The sequence below is a fragment of the Pseudoalteromonas aliena SW19 genome (genome assembly GCF_014905615.1).
GTDB classification, from domain to species: Bacteria; Pseudomonadota; Gammaproteobacteria; order Enterobacterales; family Alteromonadaceae; genus Pseudoalteromonas; species Pseudoalteromonas aliena.
This window is the reverse complement of sequence record NZ_AQGU01000029.1, coordinates 37,549-55,357: the sequence shown is the minus strand read 5'-3', so window position 1 is coordinate 55,357 and position 17,809 is coordinate 37,549. Positions and strand designations below refer to the sequence as shown.

At 37.8% G+C, this 17,809-nt stretch carries 17 protein-coding genes and 1 pseudogene; 10 read left to right on the top strand and 8 right to left on the bottom strand.

The window, feature by feature from the left end; translation table 11 throughout:
* Positions 1-151: 151 nt before the first annotated feature.
* The 5 genes from PALI_RS16705 (at position 152) to PALI_RS16685 (ending at position 6,013) form a co-directional block, all read left to right on the top strand.
* The gene (locus PALI_RS16705; RefSeq protein WP_077535388.1) at positions 152-508 is read left to right on the top strand and encodes a VOC family protein; all 357 of its coding nucleotides are present in this window, start codon (positions 152-154) and stop codon (positions 506-508) included.
* 150 nt (positions 509-658) lie between these two features.
* Positions 659-1,240 carry a uracil-DNA glycosylase family protein gene (locus PALI_RS16700; protein WP_193156776.1) on the top strand — a complete coding sequence of 194 codons (582 nt, stop codon included), beginning with the start codon at positions 659-661 and terminating at the stop codon, positions 1,238-1,240.
* A 396-nt stretch (positions 1,241-1,636) separates the two neighbouring features.
* Positions 1,637-2,146: a hypothetical protein gene (locus PALI_RS16695; protein WP_077535386.1), complete on the top strand. Its 510-nt coding sequence runs from the start codon at positions 1,637-1,639 to the stop codon at positions 2,144-2,146.
* A 99-nt stretch (positions 2,147-2,245) separates the two neighbouring features.
* On the top strand, positions 2,246-3,013 hold the full coding sequence (locus PALI_RS16690; RefSeq protein WP_193156775.1) for a fimbrial biogenesis chaperone: 768 nt from the start codon (positions 2,246-2,248) through the stop codon (positions 3,011-3,013).
* A gap of 63 nt (positions 3,014-3,076) precedes the next feature.
* A complete protein-coding gene (locus tag PALI_RS16685) occupies positions 3,077-6,013 on the top strand; it encodes an SdrD B-like domain-containing protein (RefSeq protein ID WP_226894573.1) in 2,937 nt (978 codons plus the stop codon).
* A 562-nt stretch (positions 6,014-6,575) separates the two neighbouring features.
* Here the strand turns inward: PALI_RS16685 and PALI_RS16680 are convergent.
* A complete protein-coding gene (locus PALI_RS16680; RefSeq protein WP_193156774.1) occupies positions 6,576-6,908 on the bottom strand; it encodes a hypothetical protein in 333 nt (110 codons plus the stop codon).
* Between the two features lie 224 nt (positions 6,909-7,132).
* Positions 7,133-7,702, bottom strand: coding sequence for a short-chain dehydrogenase (locus tag PALI_RS16675; protein WP_138585912.1), 570 nt, complete (start codon positions 7,700-7,702; stop codon positions 7,133-7,135).
* A gap of 222 nt (positions 7,703-7,924) precedes the next feature.
* Here PALI_RS16675 and arfB point away from each other — a divergent pair, with 222 nt between their 5' ends.
* Positions 7,925-8,338, top strand: a complete 414-nt coding sequence (arfB, locus tag PALI_RS16670) for an alternative ribosome rescue aminoacyl-tRNA hydrolase ArfB (RefSeq protein WP_193156773.1) — start codon at positions 7,925-7,927, stop codon at positions 8,336-8,338.
* Between the two features lie 637 nt (positions 8,339-8,975).
* Here arfB and PALI_RS16665 read toward each other — a convergent pair.
* From PALI_RS16665 to PALI_RS16645, 5 genes are all read right to left on the bottom strand, one after another.
* Entirely contained in the window at positions 8,976-10,025 is a 1,050-nt protein-coding gene (locus tag PALI_RS16665) for a DUF2955 domain-containing protein (protein ID WP_193156772.1), read from the bottom strand.
* 10 nt (positions 10,026-10,035) lie between these two features.
* Positions 10,036-11,100 (bottom strand): HlyD family secretion protein, encoded by a 1,065-nt coding sequence (locus PALI_RS16660; protein WP_193156771.1) that lies wholly within the window; start codon positions 11,098-11,100, stop codon positions 10,036-10,038.
* Complete coding sequence (locus tag PALI_RS16655) at positions 11,090-11,575, bottom strand: MarR family transcriptional regulator (RefSeq protein WP_193156770.1); 486 nt, start codon at positions 11,573-11,575, stop codon at positions 11,090-11,092. Before PALI_RS16655 ends, PALI_RS16660 begins: the two co-directional genes overlap by 11 nt.
* A 211-nt stretch (positions 11,576-11,786) precedes the next feature.
* A complete protein-coding gene (locus tag PALI_RS16650; RefSeq protein ID WP_193156769.1) occupies positions 11,787-12,671 on the bottom strand; it encodes a spermidine synthase in 885 nt (294 codons plus the stop codon).
* Positions 12,664-13,287, bottom strand: a complete 624-nt coding sequence (locus PALI_RS16645; RefSeq protein WP_077538782.1) for a fused MFS/spermidine synthase — start codon at positions 13,285-13,287, stop codon at positions 12,664-12,666. Before PALI_RS16645 ends, PALI_RS16650 begins: the two co-directional genes overlap by 8 nt.
* 553 nt (positions 13,288-13,840) lie before the next feature.
* Between PALI_RS16645 and PALI_RS16640 the strand changes: the two genes are divergently transcribed.
* From PALI_RS16640 to PALI_RS16630, 3 genes are all read left to right on the top strand, one after another.
* Positions 13,841-14,296, top strand: coding sequence for a GNAT family N-acetyltransferase (locus tag PALI_RS16640; RefSeq protein WP_077535380.1), 456 nt, complete (start codon positions 13,841-13,843; stop codon positions 14,294-14,296).
* 383 nt (positions 14,297-14,679) lie between these two features.
* The gene (locus PALI_RS16635) at positions 14,680-15,198 is read left to right on the top strand and encodes a hypothetical protein (protein WP_182703020.1); all 519 of its coding nucleotides are present in this window, start codon (positions 14,680-14,682) and stop codon (positions 15,196-15,198) included.
* Positions 15,199-15,308: 110 nt separating this feature from the next.
* Positions 15,309-16,280, top strand: coding sequence for a hypothetical protein (locus tag PALI_RS16630; RefSeq protein WP_182703021.1), 972 nt, complete (start codon positions 15,309-15,311; stop codon positions 16,278-16,280).
* Positions 16,281-16,356: 76 nt separating this feature from the next.
* On the opposite strand, the pseudogene PALI_RS16625 reads toward PALI_RS16630, so the two are convergent.
* Positions 16,357-16,704 (bottom strand): annotated as a pseudogene (locus PALI_RS16625) (VOC family protein); the annotation flags it as partial.
* Positions 16,705-16,969: 265 nt separating this feature from the next.
* On the opposite strand from PALI_RS16625, the gene PALI_RS16620 reads away from it, so the two are divergent.
* On the top strand, positions 16,970-17,800 hold the full coding sequence (locus PALI_RS16620) for a hypothetical protein (RefSeq protein WP_193156768.1): 831 nt from the start codon (positions 16,970-16,972) through the stop codon (positions 17,798-17,800).
* Positions 17,801-17,809: the final 9 nt, after the last annotated feature.

Below are 17,809 nucleotides of genomic sequence, written 5' to 3'. Positions count from 1 at the left end.
TACAAAAGATAGTTATTCTCATTTGCAACATTTAAGCTTTCACGATTCAAGCTTAGTAAAATACTGATCTCAAATATAAAGGGGATATTTGATTAGCAGCCCACTAAGGTTTAAGGTGGTTTACCATTAATTTATAAGCGCTTTAATAACGATGAACAATAATGAAAAACTAAATTATGTTGAATTTCCTGCATGCGATTTATTAGCCACTAAATCTTTTTTTAGCCGTGTATTTAATTGGCAATTTACCGATTACGGCCCTGAATATACGGCGTTTAGCGGCCAAGGGCTTGATGGTGGATTTTTTAGCGCACCGCTTAAATCGCTCACTCAAAATGGCGCTGCACTATTGGTTTTTTATAGTAACGACATTCACGCCACGTATCAAAAAGTAGAGTTACATGGAGGTAAAATTTTAAAACCCATTTTTGAGTTTCCTGGTGGTTGCCGCTTTCACTTTACAGAGCCAAGTGGCAACGAATTTGCTGTATGGGCTGATAAACAATAGATTTTTAAAGGCCTACAGCTCGGTAGCGGTTAAAGATCACGATTTTACTAACTAATGCCCGTTTAAATTAAAATAAACCGATTTTTTACCAACTCATTTGTTCTAAACGGCTATTTAGAACAAATATTGAGCATTTAAGGCCAAATAAACATGAATACCCGCCAATTATTAGAACAAGTTAGTAAATGCGTGATCTGTGCTCCTCACTTGCCTTTAGGCGCTCGCCCTGTAATACAATTTAACCCAAATGCACGTATTTTAATTGCAGGCCAAGCCCCAGGGATAAAAGTTCACGAAACAGGGGTTCCATTTAACGACGCAAGCGGAAATCGCCTACGAGAATGGCTCGGGCTCACAAATGATGAATTTTATAATGAAAACAATATTGCAATTTTACCTATGGGTTTTTGCTACCCAGGGAAAGGAAGGTCGGGGGACTTACCCCCTCGCAAAGAATGCGCATCCGCATGGCGCGAGAAATTATTAGCTAAACTGCCAAATATTGAACTAACAATAATACTTGGCAAGCATGCTCAGGCATACCATTTACCCCATACTAAAAAACAGCCATTAACGCAGTTAGTAAAATCGTGGCGTGAGTATTGGCCAAGCTATTTAGTACTCCCCCATCCAAGTCCGCGCAACAATATTTGGCTTAAAAAGAATCCGTGGTTTGCCCAAGAGGTGTTGCCAGAAATTAGTAAAAGAGTGATCTCAATACTTACACCTTAGGGCATTTCAAACTGTTAAATAAAAGCTGAGTACAGGTGCGTTTTCATTGCTCTGCATAATATTGAGTAATCAAAGTGCCTCATTCAAAGCATACTTTTTTGCAGCTCATTATTTAGTGTTCACGAGAATGTTAAAGCAATAGCTCCTTTTTAACTTTAAATTACTCTGTAAAACAGAGTCAATAAATAGATACGAAACATTTTTACATTCGTTTGTTAATACTTTACTATTAATAACTAATTTATAAGTACAATTAGTTAACAAATAAATTGAATATTGTATTCATTAAAGTTAAGTTAGCGTTAATGGATTACAGCCGCTTATCTAATTAAGTCCGCATATGGAATACAAGGAGGTAGTAGTAAGTATAATAATTATATAAATAACGGATAAATTATGAATAAAAAAATTTTTGCAGCAACCGCTTTACTAGCAATGACATCTACTTCTTTACTAGCATCTAGCGAAACATTACAAGCAAGTGTAAATGGCTGGAGCGAACCAACTTTTGTAGAAGATAACGCTGTTCATTTTGGTAAAATTCGTTTAGCAACGGGTTCAACTTGTACAATGGATAATGCCGGTGCAGTAACAGGCGATTGTGACGCTTCAGATGCAAACATTCAATTGGGTGGCGTAACCGTTTCTGGTTTGGCTCCAAATTCAGCAATGAACATCACTGTATCTGGTAGCACAAGTGCAAACCTTACTTTTGCGCCAGTAACGACTGCCACTGATGGTACTACATCTGTAACAACTGCAAATACTGTTGCTTCTCCATTTACTACTGATGCAAGCGCAACAGATATCGTAATTGGTGTTTATGGCGCTATGACTGTAGCAGCCGATCTTACAGCGGGCGATCTTTATGCTGTAGATTACACGGTTGATGTATCTTTCCAGTAATATTATTTATTATATTGTTATAGCCCTCGGTTATTAATAATATAAATTGTGTGGAGCATAACGCTCCACATTTTTTTTATCATGTTGTTGAGTTGTCTCATGAGTTTTAAATTTTTTCGTTGGGCAACGTTTTGCCTAACCCTCCTATTGCCTCAAATTTGCAGTGCAAACCTTTCTTTATCTGAATATCGTTTATATTTTGATGGACGTACTAAAAATAATTCATTAATGATTAGAAACACTTCTGATAAAAATCTCGATTTTAAACTTAGTCTCACGCACAAAGATATGACCGAAGAAGGCTCACTAATCGATGCAACGCCTAAGCAAGTAGAAGGGCGATCTGCAGCTGGCATGTTACGATTTTCTCCACGCCGTGGTTCTATTGCACCAAAAGGTATGCAAGCGATAAGAATGACGGTGCGAAAAAAAGCAGAATTACCCGCAGGAGAATACAGAGCAGTACTTAAAATAGTTGCATCTGAAGCTCCCGATCCTAATGCCGTAGGTATAACTATACGCCCTAAAATTTCTTACAGCGTACCGGTTATTGTGCGCCATGGTCAGTTAGAAGCTGACTCACAATTAATAAACCCACAGCTAATTAGCCAAAATGGTCGACCGACCATTATGTTTTGGCAAACACTAACAGGTAATCGTTCACTATATGGCAACTTTGAACTGACAGATAGCAATAACTTACCTGTCGGAGAAGTAACAAACGTAGCTGTTTATACGCCTTTATCGCGTCGTAAAGTCTATATATCATTGCAACAGCCTGTTGTCGGTCCGCTGACACTTAAATACACAGAAAATCCCCAATATGGTGGCAATATTGAGTTAGCAATACCCGTTAATATTCAATAGCACGTGTTTAAGCTAAACGCCTTGCGTTATAGCGCTTTAATTAGTTTGTTGCTCTGTGTTGTTATGCCTCAAACATTATTCGCTAATGAGCAAATGCCTCTTCATCAATGGCCTATTGATGAAGAGGCATTCGTGATCGTAAATGTAAAAGTAAATGGCCGATCGGTTGTATCCGACTTAGAAGCTTACTACACGCCATCAAATAAGCTGTTGCTACCAATAAGTGTTCTTAAATCAACGATGGGCATTAACTTTAGCGTTACCGAAAATAGCTTAACTGCAACAGTTGACGCAACTGAGCTAACGCTAAGTTCAACTTTGCTAACAGAACAACCGGTAACACCAACAGTATCTTTTTGGGCTAAAGATGATTACGACTACTACGTAGACTTATCCGTTATTAATACGCTTTTACAAACCGACTCAATATTTGATTACTCGCTCATGCAAGTCACCTTTATGAGTGATTTATTAAGTACCACAAATGATAAAAAAAGCACAACTGTCACACATAAGCAGGTTATAGCCCCGCAATATGATCACTTTATTGAAGATCAATACCGTTTACTAACATACCCAATTTCTGAGTACACGGTTTCATCAAGTGCCACATCTAAGCAAGCACGTTATAAGGGTTTAATTAGGCTCAACAGCTATTTTGATTTATTTCACCATCGAGCAGAGGTTCGGTTTAATAAAAATGAAAACAGTGATAATACGTTTTTTAAAATTAGCAAAGACTTTAGCTTAACCGATGAAGATCATTCATTAGCTCGCATTCATTACCAATTAGGTGATATTCAATCTCAATCAGATCAACTCACAACAGCTTCAAGCCAAGGTCGGGGCATTTATATCTCAAATGCCGATCCACGCTCAGCACAAAATTTTTCATCAATCACCATTGAAGAACCCGCTTTACCCGGCTGGCAAGCTGAGCTATACCGCAATGGGCAATTTTTAGCGACCACACAAGCAAATGACGATAACTTAGTTAAGTTTATCGATATAGAAACATTTTACGGCAATAATATTTTTGAAATAAAGCTCTTTGGCCCACAAGGTGAGCAAATCACACGCACTCAAAAATATACAATAGGGCAAGATGCTCTAGCACCAGGAAAAATAAGCTACCAAGTTGAGTTACTTGAAACAGATAAAAGCGTATTTAATAACAAGCAAAGCACTCAAAATAAATTTAGTGACACGTTTAAAGCCAGTGTTTCATATGGGATCAGTGAAAATTTAACCTATGATGCGCAAATCACTCAACTAGGTACTGATGAGCACACTCGCTATATATCATCAGGGTTAAATATACTTACCGAGCATGGCAGCTATCGGCTCTTATCTACCAAACAGCTTAATGCTGGCAATGCTTATTATGCAGGCTTCAGGGGGTTATTCTCTAGCGATTTTTATAACGACGTCAACGTCAATTTAGAATATACCGCCTTAGATGATTTTTCGAGTGCATTGTTTTTGCCACAAAGTAATGCACTTAAAAATAGATTGTCGGTTAGTTTAAATGGCCGTTCTGATTCATTTGACTCTTTAAATTGGAATATGAAATGGCTTAACGAAACCCGTGAAAGTAAATCAAACAAAAATACATTTTCATTTGGTATCAATAAAAATCACATTGGTGGCACATGGGCTGGACGCCTTTTTTATAATGACCAAGAAGATAAGCTAACCAATCAGCTTTATTCATCTATCGATATTGCTTCTTGGAAATGGACAAATACACTTGATTGGCTGCCTATAAATGGGGGAGACCTAATTAGTCTGCGCAGTAATTTACGTTGGCCGCAAACACAAGATTCCTTCAATCAAACCCAATTGTCGTATAACCCCAACTCATCAGCGACCACGCAATTAAGCCATCAATATACTTACCGCTATGACATTTTTAATGTTCAAGTCTCAGGTCAATACGATAGTCGTGGAGACTGGCGCGTGTCATTAGGTTTAAACGGCACATTTAGCTTTGATCATCTTGAGTTAGATATGGTATTTGACACTCCAAGAGCTCTTAGCGGCGGACAACTTGAAGCATCTGCTTTTATTGACTGGAACGAAAATCGAATATTTGATCAAGGTGATGAAGCATTAGAAGACGTACGCTTTACCGGTAATTATTTATGGCGAAATAAATTCACAAACAATACAGGCAAAACACTACTGCCAAGCAGTCATGGCGGGCAAGTTTTAGAGGTCGATTTACGCACTTTACCAAATCCATATTTGCAGCCTGTACTTGGAAAAATAAAAACCTACGCTCACCGAGGGGGTCAGACTAAAGTTAATGTACCAATGGTCATTTTTAATGAAGTAGAAGGGACTGTTTATTTTGCAAATAATGATAAAAGCAAACCTGTTTCAGGCGTAACCGTTTTTTTAAAGCAGACCAATGGCGACAAAGAATACACAACAACTACCGAATACGACGGATATTATTATTTTTCTGATGTAAGCCACGGAAGTTACAAAATTGAAGTTGAAGCAAATACATTAAATATAAAAAATCTCGTTGCTAAAAACTTACCCGAGCGCGTTATTACTTCTAAAACGGGTGATACTATTATTTTAAAAGATATCGTTCTACAACCTAAAGACAATACAACAAACTCAATAGAGTTAGCTGATAAGCCATCAGAAAAATCTTACTTTGTTCAGCTTGGTGTATTTAAAAAGTTTGAATCAGCAGTAATAGTAGCAAAAGAGGTTGACTGGCAAGCGCATCCTTTAAAATTATATAAACATCAAAGCCGCGACAGTTACTATTTGGTGACAGGCCCTTATGCAAACACCCAAGACGCGCAAAAAACAATTAACCATGTCTACTCAACGCCTGCATTACATGGCAGTTTTATGGTCGATGCTAGACGATATGCATCCACTGATTGGCAACTGATAGGCGCATGGGGAGAGCAAAAAAAGAACACGCAAGGGCTGTATTTTGCCAATACGCCGCGTACACCTCTAAAAAAGCAATAAAACCTCACTTAATAAAAGCTGATTTTCCACTGTTCACTATCAACAGAAATATTAGGGCGTGTTGACCTTTTGTGATTAATTTTGCAGCAGTACGTTTGGTATTTAGGCAAGGCAGAGCCTGTGGTGTGTGGTTGTTCCACATAAATAGGCGATAACGCAGCATAGATACCAAACATGCGCTGCCCTTTGGGTTCTTTCTAGGGGCAATTTACTCTTTGTTGCTCGGTTTTTACTTATTCTTACAGGGATGTAAGCCATTAGAGTAACGCAGGAGCAGTTACCGAGCCCACTAGGTTACAAACCTCGCGCCGCGATTAAATCGCCCCTAGATTGAACAAATTTCAATCCACAAAGGTCAACACGCCCTAATGGTAAAAAGTATTTTTTATTACTCTCAGGCCCACACATACAACAATCACAGAGCGCATGTAGCACTTTAACTAGTCGGCAAATAAACGAAAGCTCTAAACCAATAAAAAACATTGGAACGACTTATACAAATTGCCTTAAATGAGCGTGCTATTTAGCGCTTGAAATAAGCATACTTTAAATAAGATTAGTATTATTGAGCTGTAAAGTATGTCGTTTGTGAGTGACCATTTTTATCGAGGTACGTTGTGCACTTTATTTCGCAACGCGCACCCGCCGATTCAGCAAGCCAATTGGATTGAGGCTGTTTTTTTAAATAACAAGCCGAATAAAAAGCATCTTCTTTTTGTGCGGAAACTAAAATACAACGAGCATAGTAACCAAGTTGTAACTCTTTAATTGGAAAAACTTGCTCTTGAGCAATAACCCCCGCACTAAATGTCTGGCTGGATTTTGCATAAGCAGATAAAGAAATATACGTAATACTCACCAATAATATACTAATAAATACATACCATCGCTTCATGTTATTACCAAAAAAAATAAGCATGTTACAAGTGTAGATGCAAACAAGTTAGTTCGTTAATTTATACATTATTTTCTAGCAGATACACACTCGCTAAATTAGGCTGAGCAGAACACTTAAGGCAAAACCTAAACTTTGTAATCACTTGCTGTTATTAAAAAATATTATATGGGTAGAAACCAAAAAGGTGGCAAATGCCACCTTTTTATATAAAGCAATACAGTTTATAAAAGAGCGAAAAGCTTTTTAAGTTGCGGCATGTATTCACTCACAAGCTCAAGATTACTTTCGCTAACGACTGGCTCACTCGATTTAGCGGCACTTGATGCATTGCCCAATGACCCCATTAACGAACTAGCGCCTTTATCTTTAACGCTTTTCATACTTTGAAAACCACCCATTAATTTATTAGCGGTTTCTTTGTTTTCGTCAGATAAACCCGACTTAAGGTTTTCAATGTAAGCCATAGACACTTCTGAGCCAACAGTAATTAGCTGCTCTGGTGTAAAACCGTAACGGCTCGTCACACCTTCAAAACTTTTATACAAGTCGTACTCTTTAATCATACTTAGTGCACTGTTAGCTAACGAACTTTGCTCTGATGTTGTTTGATCAGCAGATGCACCTAACATGCTTCCTAAATCAATACCTTTTAAAGAATCTTGAGCGCTCGCCCAGCTTGTTACCGCTGGTAGTGCTTTCATGTAGCTTTGTAAATCACCTTCGGTGATGTCTTTTGCAAAACCAGAGAAGCTCATTGCTAACAAACTAAGTGATACGAGTATTTTTTTCATATGGGTATTTCCTATTATCGGGGGCTATTTTATAAAGCCCTAAATAAATAGGGCAGTTCAATTAAAAACTAAATACCTGCATGTGCCAACACAAAACAATACATTAGCGAATTTTACAGTACAATTCATGGGAGTTAACGAAAGTACTAGGATTTTAGTTGATTCACCCTAAGTCTATGTGCAGGTGATATAATGCATTTTTAACAACGAGAGCTGAATACAATGTTAACAATTTCAAATACAGTCACAATTGATGAGTGGGAGCTAGAGCTAACCGCTATTCGCTCTCAGGGTGCCGGTGGTCAAAATGTTAACAAGGTAGCAAGTGCTATACATTTACGTTTTGACATTAACCGTTCTAAATTACCTGACTTTTACAAAGAACGCTTACTCGCTTTAAAAGATTCTAGAATAACTAAAGATGGCGTGTTAATCATTAAAGCGCAAAGTCATCGTACACAAGAGCTTAATCGAGACGATGCACTTAAACGTTTAAAAGACCTTATTTTAAGCGCGACAGTAGTAAACAAGGCTCGAAGAGCCACCAAGCCAAGTCGAAACTCTCAGCGTAAACGCATGGATAAAAAAACCAAACACGGCCAAAATAAAGCATTGCGTGGCAGTGTGAAAGTTTAACATGTAAACGCGAAGCCTTTAAATAACTCAATAATTAGAAGCCTTGCTTCTCACGTGAGCAAGCTCTACGTCTACAAATGTGCATATTTACTGACCTGTAGACGCACAGCTTGCTAGCGTGTAAAAACGCAGTTTTTAAAATAACTCAATAATTAGAAGCCTCGCTTCTCACGTGAGCAAGCTCTACGTCTACAAAATTTGCAACCTTATTAACTGGTAGACGTGCAACTTGCTGAAATATAAACGTAGTTTTTAAAATAACTCAATAATTAGAAGCTTTGCTTCTCACGCGAGCAAGCTCTACGTCTACAAATGTGCATATTTACTGACCTGTAGACGCACAGCTTGCTAGCTGTGTAAAAACGCAGTTTTTAAAATAACTCAATAATTAGAAGCTTTTCTTCTTACGTGAGTAAGCTCTACGTCTACAAAATTTGCATATTTACTGACTGGTAGACACGCAGCCTATTGCCGTGTAAAAACGCAGTTTTTAAAATAACTCAATAATTAGAAGCTTTGCTTCTTACGTGAGCAAGCTCTACGTCTACAAAATTTGCAACCTTATTAACTGGTAGGCGCACAGCTTGCTGGCGTGTAAAAACGCAGTTTTTAAAATGGCTTAATAATTAAAATTTATTTAATCAAAGGTATGATGACGCGTTGCACTAAAACGATTAAGCAAATGATGCATAACATATACAGCACATAAACTTAAAATAATCGCCACCGATACCGAACTAAATCGATACAACGCACTGTAAATTAAGTCTTGCCTTGGGCCTAATGACTGACCAAATAAAATACCAAATGTGGTTAATACACCAAATCCTATACCAGGTATACCGCCACCTAAAATATGAAACCGTGCAAATACAAACGATAAAATCCACAATATAGCCACCGGAAATAGTAAAAAATCGGTGTGATTGTACAAAAAAAACTGCGATAACAGCGCGGCATTACAACCAATCAATGTACCAATTGCACGTTGCCAGCCTGCCATACCTGCTGCTTTCCAACACAATGAAAACAAAATCAGTACTGAGGCCGCTTGTGCTGAAATTGAATCTTGTAAATCAAGCACCTGAAAAACCACAAACGACAGCGTTGCCACACTGGCGCAAAGTAGCACTTCATGGCGGATGCTTTCTTTAGGTTTAGCTGGCATTACTCGCCCAGGACGTGCGGTTACATCTGGAAACACCCCATGCATTATCGCGGCAATAATTACGGTTAAAATAATAGCCAAACCGTTACTTAAAATCAGCGGGTAGATACTACTGCCTTGATCAACATAGCTCGAAAAATGCAGTTGAATTGAAAGGCTAACCACGCCTAAAGCACCAAATAAAAAGGCGCTACCGCTACTCATTTTATGAAATAAAAAACGAAATATGCCAAATACAAGTAGCGTCATAACGACAGGCAAGTGAGAAAATAGCCCCTGTATTATAAGCACTATAAATGCACTAAAAGCCGCCGACGCTATAAATTGGTTAATAACGCCACGGCTTAAGGTAGGTACCATGCCGAGTAACAACATAGGATAAACAGTAAAAAATATACCGTTTGGCCAATTCATCAATTTACTAATAGCAAAACCAATAGTGCATCCGCCGGCAATACGCAGTGCTTGGCGAAGGCCATTAGAATCTAATTGTGGGCCTTGGCTAACAACTTGAGTCATACCTTCTCCATTAATAAATGTAGTGCAACCAACTAATAAACCTAATTTGCGCTGCGCCAAACCACTGCCCAATAGCTGACTCTGGCAGTAATTGCACTGTAGCACGTGCACCACTTGGCATATTTTCAATTAAACTTTGATTGTTAACTAATGTTAGATGAATACGTTGACGCTGCGCATCACGCACCCAACGGTTACTAGTCTCAGTAGTACTTAATAAGCCATTGGCACTTAATTGACCATTACTGACACCGGCCTCAAATGTTTCAAGTGTTGCATCGTAAACCTCTCCTGGGCGACTATCAAAAACGACTTTTGCTAGGCTACCGCGCTTCATGTGCAGAAGTGACTTTTCTCTAAAATCGGCAACTAAGTCCGCTTTTTTAGCCACAATCGCTAATAACGGTTTACCTGCAACGGCATATGCACCATCAAGCAATTGTAAGTTAGCAACTATGCCATCACTCAAGGCACGCACTTGCGTATACGATAAATTTAACTCGGCTTGTGCTAACTGATTTGCAGCATGGCGCATTGCTAAATTTTGCTCACCCAACTCACCACGGGCTAGAATAGCTTCAGCTAATTGCGCCTCATACGCTGCTACATTGGATTTGCTTGCTTGATAATTAGCACGAATGCTTTCAAGCTTTTGCTCTGATATAGAGTTTTGTTTGTAGAGTTTTTCGCCTCGACTTTTTAGTAATTTTTGCTCATGTTGTTTAGCTTTTGCTGCACTTATTTGCGCTTCAAGTGCTTTAACATTTGTATCGAGTCGCTTGTTTTGTAATTTAGCATCGTCAAGCGCCAGCTGAGCCTGTTCGTCCGCTAAATTATATGGACCTGGGTCAATGTAAAACAATACATCACCAGACTTTACAGGTTGGTTGTTACTTACTAACACATTGGTTACTCGACCACTTATTTGTGGTGATATTTGCACAACAGGGTGATATACGCGCGCTTGAGGTGTTACAGGTAAAAAAATATCAGCCATTAAATAATAAATAAACACTAAAGCAAACCCAATGAGGGAGAGTCTTACATAGCGGGCAAATTTTTGATCAGGTGTCATTTTTAGCCTTTGCTTGAGAGTTAATGCAATTTAGAGCGTTTTCTTCCATTTTTACCAAACCGTATGCCATTGCATCTAACTGTGCATGGCTAAAACCGCTATATAATTGCGCTTTAATATCAGTTATTCGCTCATTTAAGGTGAATAAAATACTGCGACCTTGCTCGGTAAAATAAAGTTTTTTACTGCGTTTATCGTGCTCATCTACACGGCGCACAATCAATGATTGCTCTTCTAACTGTTTGAGCGTGCGGGTAAGCGACGGCATCTCTATGCCTAAACTCTGTGCCAGCGCTAACTGAGTAACGCCTTCTTTGAGCATATTTATATGCATTAGGGCTGTCCAGCGCGACTGCGTTAACCCTAAAGGCTCAACAGCAATAGTTACCGCCTCACGGCATAAGCGATGCACACGGCCCATATTGCCGCAAAGTGTTAAATCAAGAGTTTCATAAAATGGAATGTTTTTAACCATAGCGCGCTTAATTAGTTAGCAGGCTAACTATAATATCACTACTTAATAAACAACGTAAATATATTAGTTAAAAATGAATTAAAGATGTGTAGTAAGAAATATAAGCGAGGTATAAAACCTCACCTAAATAAAAATAAACGCCATACTTGTCGGTGCTATTTTACATCGCGCTCAAGTAACTAATTTATTATTTACAGCTTTATAAAGCATCTTAAAAATTAAGTAGGTTGGCTGGCGAGTATTGATCGGTTAGTACTTTGGTATCAGCAGGCCAATCTTGACCGTCTTTTGTAAAATACATAAATTCGCTAATTGCTTTTATATCAATGCCGTATTTTGCCAAACGAAGCTCAAGTATTTTAACCCGTGCCTTTATTTGCTCGTTAGTAGGAGGCGCTTTAAGTCCCGCTAAAATAATACGATTACTGCGATTTTCACGGCTTACATTTATAAAATCGCCAAATACAGCGTGGTAAGTTGCCGATTCATGCTCGTATAGTTTACTGCTAGAAAACGTATTAGCAGCAATTATACCGCCGTCGGCCAATACACTTTGTACTTCTTCAAAAAACTCTTTAGTGAGTAAATGCTCTGGAATATAGTCGCCATTAAAGGCATCTAAAATAATCCAATCGTATTGTTGTTTTTTTATTGCAGCGCGCTTTATAAAAATACGACCATCTTGAACGCTTGATGTCACCAAATCATTTTCTATAAAGTTAAAGTAGTCGCGGGCAACTTTAGTCACTGCGGGGTCTATTTCTACATTATGAATTTTTGCCTCTGGATATAGTTCATGAATAACATTAGAAAGCGTACCGCCACCTAACCCTATAATAAGTACATTCTTAGGATTATCGGCTACTAAAAGACTGGAAAAAGTAAGTTTAGTGTAGTTAAAAACAAGTTTGTCGGGGTCATTTTTGTACATACAGCTTTGGCTTGTTTGACTGCTTTTAGTATTAAATTTAAGACAACGTAGGTCCCGAGTTTCTTCAACAATAATATTACGGTAAAGCGAGCGCTCTTCATGAATAACTTTGCTAAACGTCGATCCCGAAAACACGATTAACGGCAGTAAAAAATATTTAAGCATGGGCAAGTTCCTTATTACTCGCCAAGGTATTAATAACCATAGCCACCAAACCTAACGACCCTAGTGTCAAAGCAAAAGCGCCAATAATGGTATTTACGTCAAACGCGAGTACAAAGTAAAAAGAAGTGATAATAGTACCCAGCGCACTGCCAAGCGTACTTACAAAGTATAAACGGCCCGCTACTTGACCACTTTTATCACTATCGGTTACCAGTAAGCGTACAGAGTAGGGCGAAATCATGCCTAAAATAACGGTTGGAATAAAAAATAATGCAGTTGAAGCTAACAGCGAACCATAGCGGCTATCTTCAATATGCGTGAATATAAACTCCATTATTGGCTGCGAAAATAACGTAATAGGCACCACCATAATACTGGCGACTAAAAATATTAAACCATATTTAGTAAGCGATGCATTTTTAGTACTTAACTTACCGCCAAGTAAATAGCCAAATGATAAACTGAGCATAAACACCGTTATTATGCTGCCCCAAATATGTACACTGCTCCCAAAAAAAGGCGCAAGTATTCGCCCTCCTAAAAGCTCAATCCCCATAATGCAAAAACCACTGCAAAAGGCTAAAAAATAAATTAATGCGTTTGTTTTTAAAGTCATGTAATTATCGTTTTGTAACTTAATAGAGCTCCATACTAACGTGATGTAAACATGCCCGCTAGTATAAAAACCACTCAATAAAAACCTTTAAAAGCAAATTAGCCGTGTTTAATAATAGCGGCGCGCAACAAGGGAACTCAGTAATAACCTAAGTTTGTCGTGGTGAAACACGTAGCGCAGGCAAAAGTAACTCGTCGTAAATGTTTTAGAGTAATCGTTACTTAATAAACAAAATACGATCGTGTTGAGCTACCCAGCACTATGATTTTTGGTGGTATTTATATAACGTCTTCATGCTAAAGCGATAAGCCGACATTGTTCCTAACTAAATGCAATAATTAATTGGATAAACAAACGGTTGTGTGCTTACATATTTAGGGAAATGAGCAAGGGACACATCTTGTTCCATTTAGCTTTGCCTAAAAATAATTAAAAACTCAGTAATAGCAATATCTTAGGTAATTTATTAAAACTATATAAAGTAGAAAAGTGAGCGTTACATCGGCAGAAATATGCACGAACGCGATAAATTGTTAGCAGCATAGGGAATTACATGACCATTAGAGAGGCTATTCAGAACGATGCAAGTCAAATTAGTTTACTAATTTCAACACTAGCTGAAAAGTATATTTTGCCTAGTTGTTCGAATGAAGGTGGTAAATTATTGCTTGCTTCAATGGCACCGGATTCTATCAAACAGTATATTAATGATGGCTATCAATACCATGTTGTTGAATATGATAGCAGAGTCATCGGAGTAATAGGTATCAAGAATAATTGCCACCTTTATCATTTATTTGTTTCAGACTCTCACCAAGGCAGAGGGTTATCTAAAAAGCTTTGGTTGCACGCAAAAAATATTTGTCATCAAAATGGCAATGAAGGTGTTTTTACTGTTAATTCGGCCTTAAATGCTAAGAATGTATATCTTAAGTTAGGTTTCACACCTACCGGTGAAGTAAGAGAAAAATCAGGTATTAAAGATATACCCATGAAAATTTACTGCTAACCGAGTAGCTGGAGGGCTCTAACCTCCAGCCCACATAACACCCGTCATGCGCTTTTTATTAGCAGGAAGTGTAATGAGCGGTTCGCCTCCTGTAATGAAAGACCAATAAACAATACACCCATGCTAAATTTTGCACTTTTTAATCAGGGGGCTGTACTGTTCCTTCAACTAGCGTGGTTGTCTGGTTTAGTAATTATACCTTCTAAGATATCAATTAAAACAATATCAAACTCTTTTTATATTCTGCGTAAAAGTACAGTAATCGATTGAACCAGAATAGGAACTCAGTTATGGTTAAACCATTAATGAAAATGAGTTAATCGACAGACTCGTTAGCTGTTTCTCAAAAATGGCGTTAACTTACAATAAAAAGATTTACTCAAATGACTGAATATTTAAAAAGATATAGTACTTATTTTCTATTACTTTTTATAGTTGGGTGTGCAGCTACAACCGAAACTAAAGTTGATACTTTCGATGGAAAAAAACGAATTACAATGTCACCAGGTAAAGTGTATAAGGAGTCTATCTGGGCGAGCCCTGAATCTTTGATCTGGGCAAATATAGAGTGGAGTGAAAATAATTCTGAAACAATTTTATTTAGTGTTCAAACTATTGGAAGTATACCTTCTTCCGTAAAAATTAATATTAATGGTGAAATAACAGAACTTAAATCAAGTGCTCAGAGTTCAATTACAGATACAAATCTTATGGGAAGAGCCGCAGGACAAAAGACTTTCACAATAAATCAGAAAGAGTTTTTAAGAATCATCAATTCAGAAAAATCGACTATCAGAGTAGTTACTACATCAAATGAATTTGTAGATGGAATATTATCAAAAGATGAACCTGAGTCATTTATTCGTGGTGCTAAAAAAGTAGCTAAAAAACTTAATTGGTAAAAACAGCTGATAAAAATTTAAAGCTAGAATACACGACTCTATTAAAAACCATTTAGGATGACACACATCTTCATTACCAGAATTACATTCGTCTTGCTAAGGTAAGTGGCTTGAAAAACAATAACATGCATAAGCCAAGGTGGGTTTATCTATCTATATTTTTAATAGTCTCTCTACTGTTATGTACTGTCGGTTATTTTTACAATAAAGCGTCGGATCCACCGACTTCAGCAGAGCAAACCTCTAATTATTTAACTGTATTACCTCAAAAAACTCCTAAAAAAGCAGTCAATACTGACTTACTGACCAACAAAAAGGTGACTAACAGTGCCCTTTCATCAAGCGAAGGTAAGTATCAGCGAGTTATTATGACCAGACCGCAATGGAAACTTCAAGGGGAGTTTAGGGAGCACTTTAAACGCTTACAAGCGGCAGCAAACGATGGTGATAACGAAGCAAAATATATCATCGCTACAAACTTAAGGTATTGTTTGTCGGCACCAATTGATGACAACGCTCTACAAGCTGAGCTAGAACAAATCTCTCAGTACAGTGATGTCGGCGAAGCCGCTGATAGTAAAATAGAAAAGTTTGATTATTGTAAGGGCATTAATAGTATTGAGCGTCACCAATTTTATGCGTATTTAGAAGATGCAGCGAAAAATGGGTTTGTCGCCGCACAAGAGTCATTTGTTAATCTAACGGCTGAGTTTTTTATGAAGTCGCAAGGTTTTTCGACACTAAAACGCGCTGAGTTCATTCAAAAAAGGGATAATTTTAATAAACAAAAAATAGTATTTTTAGAATACGCTGCTCAACATGGTAGTGAAAAAGCATTAATCTCTTTATCTAATGTGTATTATTCACAGCAACTTGGTGAAAAAAGTTTTGCAAAGTCTTACGCGCTAAACCGATTAATTATGGAAATCACCGATAATAATGATATTTATAATCGCTATGCGTGGTTTGAGCAGCGACAGTATCCGCAACTTAGCGAAAGTGAACTTGCCAGTGCAAATGAAATAATAGAGCAGTGGAGCGCGATCATAAATAAAAACGGCACCGTATACCCTCACGATTAGTAAAAATAAAAGCGCTATAACTGAAAAAAAGGCCGCAGTAATAAATACGGCGGCCTTTGTTTTTAGCTAAATGCTTTTAATAAGCGCCTGCGCTGTATATAAGCTCGTAGCTGTGGCTGTAAATTTCAAGGATGTTGCCAAACGGGTCTTCCATGTAGATCATGCGGTATGGCTTTTCGCCAGGGTAGTAATAGCGCGGGGCTTGCATACGTTTTTTACCGCCAGCTTCTACAATACGCTCAGCTAAGCCTTCTACATCAGGGTCTTGAACACAGAAATGGAAGATGCCTGTTTTCCAGTATTCAAAGTTATCTTTTGGGTTTTCTTGGTTTTTAAATTCAAAAATTTCTACACCAATACGATCGCCTGTTGAAAGGTGCGCTATTTTGAATTTTTCCCATTTTTCACCAAAAACGAAAATTAACTGGACACCCACTCTAAATTTTGCGCTTTTAAATCAGGAGACGGTATTGTTTCTTCAATTAGCGTGGCTGTCTGGTAAATACATTGAAGTTTATTACAAAAGGCATAGTGCTAATGGCTATTCCAGCCAAGAAGCTTTTGAGCAAAAGAACATTGCTTAGTATTGTGTCCAACTTTAGTGCTGGGGATCATATTGTCCTTATTCAACACGAATGTTACTATATTCGAAACGGGATATTATCTTAACTATAAATGGAATTTAGATTATGGCTATTCAGCTAGCTGACTATGAAATTAACATACGTTCTTTTCACCCTGAAAAAGATTTTGGCTGGTCAGGGCTAATGTTTGAAGGGGATAATCGAGGGTTTTCGCTTAAACCTAGCGGTATTAAACCTACAACCTCAAGGATTTGGCATAAATTAACACTATCCACAAAAAAAATTACAGTTACTCCCGTAACAGTATCAGATCCATCAAAAGCACCTTGGGAAGATAAAAAAAGAATATATTCTGGTAATTTAGCACCAAAAGGGCGTGTTACTCTCAAAGACAAACCTCTAACTAATAATAGTATTTATCAGTATCGCTTAGACGGCCAATACGGAGGTGTTAATCACGCGATGCCAGGCTCTCCAGAGATGCAAGAAAGATTAGACTTTTCATACGTGCCAACTTTAAATGTTAAGTATAAAATTATTATAGACATTGATACAGTAAACGGTCACATGGATATAGTTACTTATATCACGGGCGATGCTTTTCCCAATTGTGAAGCATTTATTGTGGGTCCAGGTGGACAAGCAATTTCACTTGGTATACATGTTCGAAAAGGCGCGCCACCATTAAGTTTATCTCTAAATGCGGACTATCCGATGATTGCAAGCGCACTGCGTTTACCGCTTAATAACAATGGTAGTTTTAAGGGGACTGTCGGCGATGAACTATTTAGACAAGCAAATAGATATCCTAAATTAGCTTTTCACAAAATAGCTGATTGGAATAATCGGTTTACTTCGATTCCAGCAAACAGCGGCCATTGCATGCTGCTCGAAAAAGCGAGTTTAGAATATTGCTTTAATGGCTTACTTAAGTAAAGGCGACTC